Genomic DNA, 310 nt, shown 5'->3' with positions numbered 1-310 from the left:
TTCCAGGTCAGTGAGTACTTCAAAGAGAAAGCAAAAGAACGATACAAGATCGAAGCGAAGAATAGTGAACTTAAAAATCGACACGGGTACGATGTAGCCACATCCTCGGGTCTGTTAGGTATGCAGATCCAAGGAGCAATGACAATATTCGCGGTGAATCTGAAGCGAATATTGAAACTGAATGACTAACAAATAACCACGAAACCCTATAAAAAATGCGACATCCACCGAGAAATTCGGAGGAGTGTCGCATTTTTTGTACCCGCTACTGGAACTCACTGAAAAATCATTAGTTTGTCAGTGGCCTCCT

At 42.3% G+C, this 310-nt stretch carries 1 protein-coding gene; it reads left to right on the top strand.

What is annotated here, in order from left to right; translation table 11 throughout:
• On the top strand, positions 1–189 hold a 189-nt coding region (locus DQG23_RS41710), incomplete at its 5' end, for a transposase (RefSeq protein WP_192894712.1).
• Positions 190–310 lie beyond the last annotated feature (121 nt).

The organism is Paenibacillus contaminans (assembly GCF_003285015.1).
GTDB lineage: Bacteria > Bacillota > Bacilli > Paenibacillales > NBRC-103111 > Paenibacillus_V > Paenibacillus_V contaminans.
Note: the sequence above shows the minus strand (reverse complement) of the source record. Positions and strands in the feature narration are given on the sequence as shown.